This window comes from Mesorhizobium sp. B1-1-5, from assembly GCF_006443065.1.
GTDB lineage: Bacteria > Pseudomonadota > Alphaproteobacteria > Rhizobiales > Rhizobiaceae > Mesorhizobium.
Genome location: NZ_VFWS01000030.1, coordinates 37,418 through 46,234, shown reverse-complemented (window position 1 = coordinate 46,234; position 8,817 = coordinate 37,418). Strand labels below are relative to the sequence as shown.

Annotated in this window: 12 protein-coding genes and 1 pseudogene; 6 read left to right on the top strand and 7 right to left on the bottom strand. The window is 63.0% G+C overall.

The window, feature by feature from the left end; translation table 11 throughout:
- A pseudogene (locus tag FJ980_RS12925) lies at positions 1 to 303 on the top strand (ABC transporter ATP-binding protein); the annotation flags it as partial.
- Between the two features lie 9 nt (positions 304 to 312).
- Positions 313 to 624: a DUF6665 family protein gene (locus FJ980_RS12920; protein WP_140543256.1), complete on the top strand. Its 312-nt coding sequence runs from the start codon at positions 313 to 315 to the stop codon at positions 622 to 624.
- Between the two features lie 4 nt (positions 625 to 628).
- Here the strand turns inward: FJ980_RS12920 and FJ980_RS12915 are convergent, their stop codons facing one another.
- From FJ980_RS12915 to FJ980_RS12905, 3 genes are read right to left on the bottom strand one after another with little or no spacing between them, the layout of a single operon-like run.
- Positions 629 to 973 carry a cupin domain-containing protein gene (locus FJ980_RS12915; protein ID WP_140543255.1) on the bottom strand — a complete coding sequence of 115 codons (345 nt, stop codon included), beginning with the start codon at positions 971 to 973 and terminating at the stop codon, positions 629 to 631.
- 4 nt (positions 974 to 977) lie between these two features.
- Positions 978 to 1,394, bottom strand: a complete 417-nt coding sequence (locus FJ980_RS12910; protein ID WP_140543254.1) for a type II toxin-antitoxin system VapC family toxin — start codon at positions 1,392 to 1,394, stop codon at positions 978 to 980.
- On the bottom strand, positions 1,394 to 1,684 hold the full coding sequence (locus tag FJ980_RS12905) for a type II toxin-antitoxin system Phd/YefM family antitoxin (RefSeq protein WP_140543253.1): 291 nt from the start codon (positions 1,682 to 1,684) through the stop codon (positions 1,394 to 1,396). Before FJ980_RS12905 ends, FJ980_RS12910 begins: the two co-directional genes overlap by 1 nt.
- 259 nt (positions 1,685 to 1,943) lie before the next feature.
- Between FJ980_RS12905 and petA the strand changes: the two genes are divergently transcribed.
- From petA to FJ980_RS12885, 4 genes are all read left to right on the top strand, one after another.
- Complete coding sequence (gene petA, locus FJ980_RS12900) at positions 1,944 to 2,504, top strand: ubiquinol-cytochrome c reductase iron-sulfur subunit (protein WP_095766509.1); 561 nt, start codon at positions 1,944 to 1,946, stop codon at positions 2,502 to 2,504.
- A 16-nt stretch (positions 2,505 to 2,520) separates the two neighbouring features.
- Positions 2,521 to 3,822 carry a cytochrome b N-terminal domain-containing protein gene (locus FJ980_RS12895; RefSeq protein WP_140543252.1) on the top strand — a complete coding sequence of 434 codons (1,302 nt, stop codon included), beginning with the start codon at positions 2,521 to 2,523 and terminating at the stop codon, positions 3,820 to 3,822.
- A gap of 21 nt (positions 3,823 to 3,843) precedes the next feature.
- Positions 3,844 to 4,701 (top strand): cytochrome c1, encoded by an 858-nt coding sequence (locus tag FJ980_RS12890; RefSeq protein ID WP_095766511.1) that lies wholly within the window; start codon positions 3,844 to 3,846, stop codon positions 4,699 to 4,701.
- 96 nt (positions 4,702 to 4,797) lie between these two features.
- Positions 4,798 to 5,343: an adenine phosphoribosyltransferase gene (locus FJ980_RS12885; RefSeq protein WP_095766724.1), complete on the top strand. Its 546-nt coding sequence runs from the start codon at positions 4,798 to 4,800 to the stop codon at positions 5,341 to 5,343.
- Between the two features lie 161 nt (positions 5,344 to 5,504).
- Here the strand turns inward: FJ980_RS12885 and FJ980_RS12875 are convergent, their stop codons facing one another.
- The 4 genes from FJ980_RS12875 to ychF form a co-directional block, all read right to left on the bottom strand.
- Complete coding sequence (locus FJ980_RS12875) at positions 5,505 to 5,975, bottom strand: MaoC family dehydratase (RefSeq protein WP_140543251.1); 471 nt, start codon at positions 5,973 to 5,975, stop codon at positions 5,505 to 5,507.
- Positions 5,972 to 6,442: a MaoC family dehydratase gene (locus FJ980_RS12870; RefSeq protein WP_140543250.1), complete on the bottom strand. Its 471-nt coding sequence runs from the start codon at positions 6,440 to 6,442 to the stop codon at positions 5,972 to 5,974. Before FJ980_RS12870 ends, FJ980_RS12875 begins: the two co-directional genes overlap by 4 nt.
- A gap of 112 nt (positions 6,443 to 6,554) precedes the next feature.
- A complete protein-coding gene (gene corA, locus FJ980_RS12865; RefSeq protein ID WP_140543249.1) occupies positions 6,555 to 7,529 on the bottom strand; it encodes a magnesium/cobalt transporter CorA in 975 nt (324 codons plus the stop codon).
- Positions 7,530 to 7,547: 18 nt separating this feature from the next.
- Positions 7,548 to 8,651: a redox-regulated ATPase YchF gene (ychF, locus tag FJ980_RS12860; protein ID WP_140543248.1), complete on the bottom strand. Its 1,104-nt coding sequence runs from the start codon at positions 8,649 to 8,651 to the stop codon at positions 7,548 to 7,550.
- Between the last annotated feature and the right edge of the window lie 166 nt (positions 8,652 to 8,817).

The window sequence follows — 8,817 nt, the reverse complement described above, 5'->3', positions numbered from 1 at the left end:
GCGCCGATCCTGATCCTCGACGAGGCGACCTCCGCGCTCGATTCCGACATAGAAGCGGCGATCCAGGAGAACCTGACCAGACTGATGGAGGAAAAGACCGTGATCGCCATCGCGCACCGGCTGTCGACGATCGCGGCGCTCGACCGGCTCGTGGTGCTGGACGGCGGCCGCATCGTCGAACAGGGCACGCATGACGAGCTGGTGGCGCTCGACGGGCTCTATGCGCGGCTCTGGAAGCGCCAGTCCGGCGGCTTCCTCTTCAACGAGGAAAGCGCGCTGGAAGAGACGCGGCCGGCGGAGTAGAACGGCATCATGTCTGTACGCATGCCCATGAATTTCGGACGGTCAGGCGCGCAGGAAAGCGCGCTCGATCTGCTCGGCCACGAAATCCTCGCCGAGAAGGCCGCAGCGCTCGGCCGCGCCGGCCGGCGTGTCGAGGAAAGCCTTGCCAGATTGCGCGAGAGCGGCGAGGGCGAGCACCGCAACAGGCTGCTCAAGGAAGCGGCCGCGGCCGTCCACGCCTACTTCATCCAGCGCGAGCTTTGCGGTCTGCGCAGGCATGACGCCGTGATCCGCGAATACGACATCCCGCGCGCGGTGCTGGTCAGGCTCGGCGCCGGCTAGCCAGCTATTCCAGCCATTCGGTGATGAACTGGCCGTTCTCGTGGATGTCGGTGCTTTCGAGCGGGCCGGGGCCGAGATTGGTGAATTTGTGCGGCGTGTCGGGCGGCACGATCAGGATCTGGCCGGCCGTGGCCTTGATCTCCTGGTCGCCGATCGTGAACAGGCCGGTGCCGGAACGGATGACGAAGATTTCCGCATAGGGATGCTTGTGCAGGCGCGGGCCGCCGCCGACCGTCTGCTGATAGTTGAAGATGAGGCAGGAATTGGCGCCGAACTGGCCGCATTGCAGCTCGCCCATCCAGAGGTCGGGGGCGTCGGCCCAGCTGTAGCGTTCAATGACATACGCCATGGCTCTACCCCTTCGGTATCCAGGGATTGAACAGCCTCACGCCGGTGTCTTCAAAATCCTTGGTATTGCGGGTCACGATCGTCATGTTGTTGACCAGCGCGGTGGCAGCGATATAGGAGTCGCGGTCAGGCTTGGGATCTGGGACGTGGAGCGGCGCGCAACGCAGCACTACGGCGAGATCCACCGGCAAGATGCGCTCCGCCATTTCGGCGACCAATCCGTCCACCCAGGCGCGCAGAATCACTCCTTTCTTCTCGTCTTTTCGCTCCGCTCTCAGGGCGCCGATCAGGGCCTCAAGAATACTGACGGCTGAAACATGAAACTCGCCTGGATTTCGGCTCTCGGCCCAGGCCCAAACGTTCGGGTCGCATCGGTCTTTCCGCCTCAGTTCGGAAATGACATTGGTATCGAGCAGATACATCAGTCCAACTCGGGCGGGCGCAGAGATAAGCCCTTGAGCTCCGGGATTTCGAAATCAAAATCGGCTTCCGGACGATCATCGGCAATCGCGTCTGCGAGGCTTCTATGTTTCTCCGGCTTGCCCAGGGCTCTCAGTTTCTCATATTCCTCCATCGACATCAGGACATGCGAGGACTTGCCGCGGTCGGTGATGATGACCGGCCCGTTCCTGGCTGCCCGCTTGGCGCGCGCCGTATCCTGGTTGAATTCACGGCTCGACATGAAGGTTGTCGTCTTGGTCGAGATGTTCATTTCAGCACCTCCATCCTGGAGATGTAGATATATTGCTACATCCGGCCGGTCCCGTCAAATTTCTGCCCATGCTGGACACCCGCGACAATCTGCCCTTGTGGTCTCACCCCGCTGGACAAAAACGGGCCGCACGCATAAACCGAACTCCAAATGCCGGAGGAATTCGCTAGCCTGTTCGCCATGCGCTGTCGGGCAGGTGCGATTGAGCGGGGACAAGGCTCGGCCTCCGGTTAGGAAGAGGCGAAAGGATCAGGCACCCGTGAGCGCAACCGACATCCACGATCCCAACCGTCGCGATTTTCTCTATGTAGCCACCGGCATGGCCGCCGTTGTCGGCGCTGGAGCCGTCGCGTGGCCGTTCATCGACCAGATGCGCCCCGATGCCTCGACCTTGGCGCTGGCCTCGGTGGAGGTCGATGTCTCCTCGCTGCAGCCCGGCAGCTCGCTGGTCGTCAAGTGGCGCGGCAAGCCCGTGGTGGTGCGCAACCGCACCGAAAAGGAAATGAAGGACGGCGCGGCCGTCAATCTCGCCGACCTCAAGGATCCGATCGCGCGCAACGCCAACCTGCCGTCCGACGCGCCGGCGACCGACGCCAACCGCACCACGCCCGGCAAGGAAGCCTGGATGGTGATGGTGCAGGTCTGCACGCATCTCGGCTGCATCCCGCTCGGCCAGGAAGGCGATTTCGGCGGCTGGTTCTGCCCGTGCCACGGTTCGCAATACGACACCGCCGGCCGCATCCGCAAAGGCCCGGCGCCGGAGAACATGGCGATCCCGGTATTCAAGTTCATTTCCGATACCAAGATCCTTATCGGTTGAGGCAGGGGACATTTCGATGAGCGAGGGACACTCGACCTATACGCCCAAGACCGGTATCGAGCGCTGGTTCGACGCCCGCATGCCGCTGCCGCGGCTGGTCCATGACAGCTTCGTCGCCTATCCGGTGCCGCGCAACCTCAACTACATGTGGACGTTCGGCGGTATCCTGTCGATCATGCTGGCCGCGCAGATCCTGACCGGCATCGTGCTGGCGATGCACTACACCTCCGACACCAATCTCGCCTTCGATTCGGTCGAGAAGATCATGCGCGACGTGAATTCGGGATGGCTCTTGCGCTATCTCCATTCCAATGGCGCCTCGTTCTTCTTCGTCGCCGTCTACATCCATATCTTCCGCGGCCTGTTCTACGGCTCGTACAAGGCGCCGCGCGAGCTCTTGTGGATCCTCGGCTGCATCATCTACCTTCTGATGATGGCCACCGGCTTCATGGGCTACGTGCTGCCTTGGGGCCAGATGAGCTTCTGGGGCGCTACCGTCATCACCGGCTTCTTCAGCGCCATTCCGCTGGTGGGGAACTGGATCCAGGAACTGCTGCTCGGCGGCTTCGCCGTCGACAATCCGACGCTGAACCGCTTCTTTGCGCTGCATTACCTGTTGCCGTTCATGATCGCCGGCGTCGTCGTGCTGCACATCTGGGCGCTGCATGTCGTGGGCCAGTCGAACCCGACCGGTATCGAGGTCAAGTCGAAGACCGACACCGTCGCCTTCACGCCCTACGCCACCATCAAGGACGCGTTCGGCATGATCGTGTTCCTGTTCGTCTTCGCCTATTTCGTCTTCTACCTGCCGAACTTTCTCGGCCACCCGGACAACTACACGGTCGCCAACCCGCTGAAAACGCCGGCCCACATCGTTCCGGAATGGTACTTCCTGCCGTTCTATGCGATCCTGCGCGCCATCACCTTCAACATCGGCCCGATCAACTCCAAGCTCGGCGGCGTGCTGTGCATGTTCGGCGCCATCGCCATGCTGTTCCTGGTGCCGTGGCTCGACACTTCCAAGGTGCGCTCGGCGGTCTATCGTCCATGGTACAAGCTGTTCTTCTGGCTGTTTGTAGCCGACGCCATCCTGCTCGGGTGGCTGGGCTCGCAGCCGGCGGAAGGCAGCTATGTGTTCATGGCGCAGATGGCGACGCTGTTCTACTTCGCCTTCTTCCTGGTCATCATGCCGGTGCTCGGCCTGATCGAGACGCCGCGCAGGCTGCCGAACTCGATCACCGAGGCCGTGCTTGAAAAGAAAAAGGGCGGCAGCGGACATCCGGCACGCGCTGCCGCCGCGCCGGAAACCACGGGCTGAGAATCTGAGGGGATTTTGGGTATGAAGAAGATTCTCACCTCGCTGGCGCTGCTTGGCCTGGTGGTCGCGGGCACCGCTGCCATCGCCGCCGAAGAGGAACACAACGCGGCCGCTCCGACACATTTCCCGATCAACGAACCGAAGGAAATGAGCTGGAGCTTCGCCGGTCCGTTCGGCACCTATGACAAGGCGCAGCTGCAGCGCGGCCTGAAGGTCTACAAGGAAGTTTGCTCGGCCTGCCACTCGATGAACCTGGTGGCCTTCCGCACGCTGGAAGGCCTCGGCTATTCGGAGGCGCAGATCAAGACTTTGGCCGCCGAATACACCATCCATGACGGCCCGAACGATGCCGGCGACATGTTCGATCGTCCCGGCAAGCCGTCGGATCACTTCCCGGCGCCGTTCCCGAACACAGAGGCCGCTGCTGCCGCCAATGGCGGCGCCGCGCCGCCCGACATGTCGCTGCTTGCCAAGGCGCGCGGCGTCGAGCGTGGCTTCCCGCGCTTCATCTTCGACATCTTCACCCAGTATGCGCAGGGCGGTCCCGACTACATCCACTCGCTGCTCACCGGCTACGACCAGACGCCGCCGGCCGGCATGGTGATCCCGGAAGGCACGCACTACAATCCGTACTTCCTGTCCGGCGTGTCGCTGAAGATGCCCAAGCCGCTCTCGGACGGCCAGGTGACCTATGACGACGGCTCGCCGCAGACCGTGGACCAGTATGCCCGCGACGTCTCGGCCTTCCTGATGTTCGCCGCCGAGCCGCACCTCGAGGATCGCAAGAAGACCGGCTTCCGTGTCATGATCTTTCTGCTGGTCTTCGGCGCATTGGTCTACATGACCAAGCGCAGGGTGTGGGCCGACGTCGCGCACTGAGGCGGCTTGCTCCAGAAAAATGCAAGGGCGCCGAATGGCGCCCTTTTCTTTTCAGCCGCTTGCCGGCAAAACTGTGCGGCAACGGATCAACCGCCCATGAAATCCTCCCTCGAAGACACGCTGCTTGCGGCCATCCGCACCATTCCGGATTACCCCAGGCCCGGCATCCTGTTTCGCGACATCACCACGCTGCTTGGCGACGCGCGCGCCTTCCGCCGCGCCATCGACGAGCTGGTCCATCCCTATGCCGGATTGAAGATCGACAAGATCGCCGGCATCGAGGCGCGGGGCTTCATCCTCGGCGGCGCCGTGGCGCACCAGCTTTCGGCAGGCTTCGTGCCGATCCGCAAGAAAGGCAAGCTGCCCTACGAGACGGTGCGCGTCGCCTACAGCCTCGAATACGGCCTGGACGAGATGGAGATGCACAAGGACGGCGTCTCGCCGGGCGAGAAGGTGATCGTGGTCGACGACCTGATCGCCACCGGCGGCACGGCGGAAGCCGCGGTGAAGCTGCTCAGGCAGATCGGCGCCGACATCGTCGCTGCCTGCTTCGTCATCGACCTGCCGGACCTCGGAGGCCGCCAGAAGCTGGAAGCGCTAGGCGTGCCGGTGAGGACGCTGATCGGGTTCGAGGGGCATTGAGCGATTTTCCCCTTCTCCCCTTGTGGGAGAAGGTGGATCGGCGCGCAGCGCCGAGACGGATGAGGGGTGTTCCAGCGGAGTGAGGCGCTGGCTTTCCCTGGAGCACCCCTCATCCGTCGCCTTCGGAGACACCTTCTCCCACAAGGGGAGAAGGAGAGGCGCTATCCCACCTTCACCAGAACGGCGCTGTCGAACTCGATCACCTTGTCGCCGGTCGAATCGAAACCTTCCGAGCGCAGCGTCAGCAGGCTCCAGCCTGGGCGCCCGGCGAGCGGGCGGTGCGCCTGCGCGGTGCGCGTGAAAGTCACGGTCTCGCCGGCGTAGACCGGCTTCAGCCACTTCAAATTGCGGAAGCCGGGCGAGGGGCCGAATTCGGGCTGCGGACCGGGGCCTGTCCAGCGCACGCCCTCGGTCTCCATGCGCTTTTCGAGGTTGTATTTCATCCAGGTGGCGGCAGTGTGCCAGCCCGAGGCGCAGAGCCCGCCAAGCACGCTCTTCCTCGCAGCCTCTTCATCGACGTGGAAGACCTGCGGATCGTATTTGTTGGCGAACGCCTTGATCTCGTCGGCTTCGAATTTATGCGAGCCGAGCGTGACGGTCTCGCCGATCAGGAAATACTCGTCCAGGGTCATGACAGGTCCCTTGCGGCATCACGCGCTAGGAACATCCCAGTGTTTTCGAGTTCGAAGACGCTTTCGCCGTGCTGGTTGACGAGCTCGCTGCGCATGGTGACCAAGCCGAGCTGCGGCCTCGATTTCGACTGGCGCTTGGAAAGTACGGTGAGCGTGCCGGTAAGCCTGTCGCCGGCCAGCACCGGCTTCTTCCATTTCACATGCTCGATGCCGGGCGAGCCCTGCGAGGTCGAATCGAGCAGGAAGGCATCGCACAGCATGCGCATGAACATCGCGCAGGTATGCCAGCCCGAAGCCGAAAGCCCGCCGAGGATGCTCGCCTTGCCGGCTTCCTCGTCGAGATGCATCGGCTGCGGATCGAACTCCGAGGCGAATTCGATGATCTCGGCGGCACTTACGTCCTTGCTGCCGAGGTCGAGCGAGGCGCCCTCGGCGAAATCCTCATAGGCCCAGGTCTTTCCGGTCATGATCGGCAATCCGGTTGACGAACGCGATCCCAAGGATCGGAAACCCGGATGCCGGCCCAAGTCGATTTGGTCAAGTGATTTCTGGTAAGCCAGCTGTCGCCGGCCAAGGCCCTCAGAGCCAGCCGCGGCGGCGGAAATACCAGAAGGGCAGGATCGCCGAGACCACCATCAGGGCGATCGCAAAGGGGTAGCCGAACTCCCATTTGAGCTCGGGGATGATGTCGAAGTTCATGCCGTAGATCGAGGCGACCAGCGTCGGCGGCAGGAAGATGACGGCGGCGACCGAGAAGATCTTGATGATGGCGTTCTGCTCGATCGAGATCATGCCGAGCGTGGCATCGAGCAGGAAGGAGATCTTCTGCGACAGGAAGGTGGCATGGTCGGCAAGCGAGAGCACGTCGCGCGACAGCGTCTTGATGCGGGCGCGCACATCCTTGCTCATCTTGGTCTGGTCAGCGACATGGGCGAGAAAGCCGGCCAGGCGCTGCAACGAGATCAGGCTGTCGCGGACCGAGGAAGCGATGTCCTCCTTGCGGCCGATACCTTTCAGGAGCTCCTGGAAATCGCGGTTGCGCTTCGAGGCCTTGGTCGAGCGCGCTTCGAAAATGTCGCGCGAGATCGTTTCGACCTCGCGGCCGGCGCGCTCGAGGATGTCGGCCAGGCGATCGACGATCGCCTCGAGGAGGCCGATCAGGATGGTGTCGCCGCTGGTGCAGCCGGTCGCCACCTTCTCGGCGCGCTGCGGGAAGGTCTTGAAGGCCTTGGGCTCGTGATAGCGGATGGTGATCAGCCTCTTGCCGGCGAGCGCGAAGGTCACCGGCGACATCAAGGGATCGTCGGCCTCGGTCTGCGCCGGCAGCACGGCGGTCATGAAGTAGCCGCCGTCCTCGATATAGAGCCGGCTCGAAATCTCGATCTCTTCCATCTCCTCGCGGGTCGGGATGGCAATGCCCAGCCAGCTCTCGATGCGCGCCTCTTCCTCCTTGGTCGGGTTGAAAAGATCGGCCCAGACGACCCTGTCGCCGTCCGCCGCAAGGTCCTCCGTGAGGCGCAGGCGATCATTGTCCACGACGAAGGTTTTTATCATCGCCGGGTCTCCTGGAGATCAGGTGTTGAACTTGAACAGCATGATGTCGCCGTCCTGGACGACGTATTCCTTGCCTTCGTCGCGCGCCTTGCCGGCTTCCTTGGCGGCCGCCTCGCCGCCCAGCGTGACGAAGTCGTTGTAGGCGATCGTCTGGGCGCGGATGAAGCCGCGCTCGAAATCGGTGTGGATGACGCCGGCCGCCTGCGGCGCCTTATCGCCCTTGTGGATCGTCCAGGCGCGCGTTTCCTTCGGCCCGACGGTGAAATAGGTGATCAGATGCAGGAGCTCGTAGCCGGCGCGGATCACCTTGTTGAGGCCCGGCTCATCGAGTCCGATCGAGGCAAGGAACTCCATTTCTTCCTCATCGGAAAGCTGGGCGACTTCCGCCTCGATCGCCGCCGAGATCACCACCGTGCCGGCGCCCTGCGCGGCCGCCATCTTCTCCACCGCCCTGGTGTGCTCGTTGCCGGTGGCGGCGTCCGCTTCGGCGACGTTGCAGACATAGAGAACGGGATGCGAGGTGAGCAGGTTCAGCCCCTGCAGGATGCGCAGGTCCTCCGTCGCGATGCCGTTGAGCAGGAAGCGCGTCGGCTTGCCGGCCTGCAGAAGCTCGAGCGCGGCCTCCATCATGGGCAGGACGGCCATGGCTTCCTTGTCCTTGCCGGCGGCGCGCTTGCGGATCTGGGCGATGCGGCGCTCGAGGCTTTCGAGGTCGGCGAGCATCAGCTCGGTCTCGACCGTCTCGGCGTCGGCGACAGGATCGATACGGCCTTCGACATGGGTGATGTCGTCATCCTCGAAGCAGCGCAGCACATGCACGATGGCGTCAACCTCGCGGATGTTGGCGAGGAACTGGTTGCCCAGCCCTTCGCCCTTGGAGGCGCCGCGCACCAGGCCGGCGATATCGACGAAGGAGATGCGGGTCGGGATGATCTCCTTCGACTTGCCGATCGCCGCGATCTTCTGCAGGCGCGGGTCGGGCACCGCCACCTCGCCGGTGTTCGGCTCGATGGTGCAGAAAGGATAGTTGGCGGCCTGCGCGGCAGCCGTCCTGGTCAGCGCGTTGAACAGCGTCGACTTGCCGACGTTGGGCAAGCCAACGATGCCACATTTGAAACCCATGTTCGTCCAATCCTGTCGGAAATTCGAATTTGGTGAGGGCTATGGGCGATAGGGGTGACGAACGTCAAGCCCCATGCCTTTATCGTGACAGGACCTAAAGCGCGTCGCGATCTTTTAGATTCGCTCCCTGCGCTTTAGGCTTTTGATTTTGCGCATGTCTTTACCC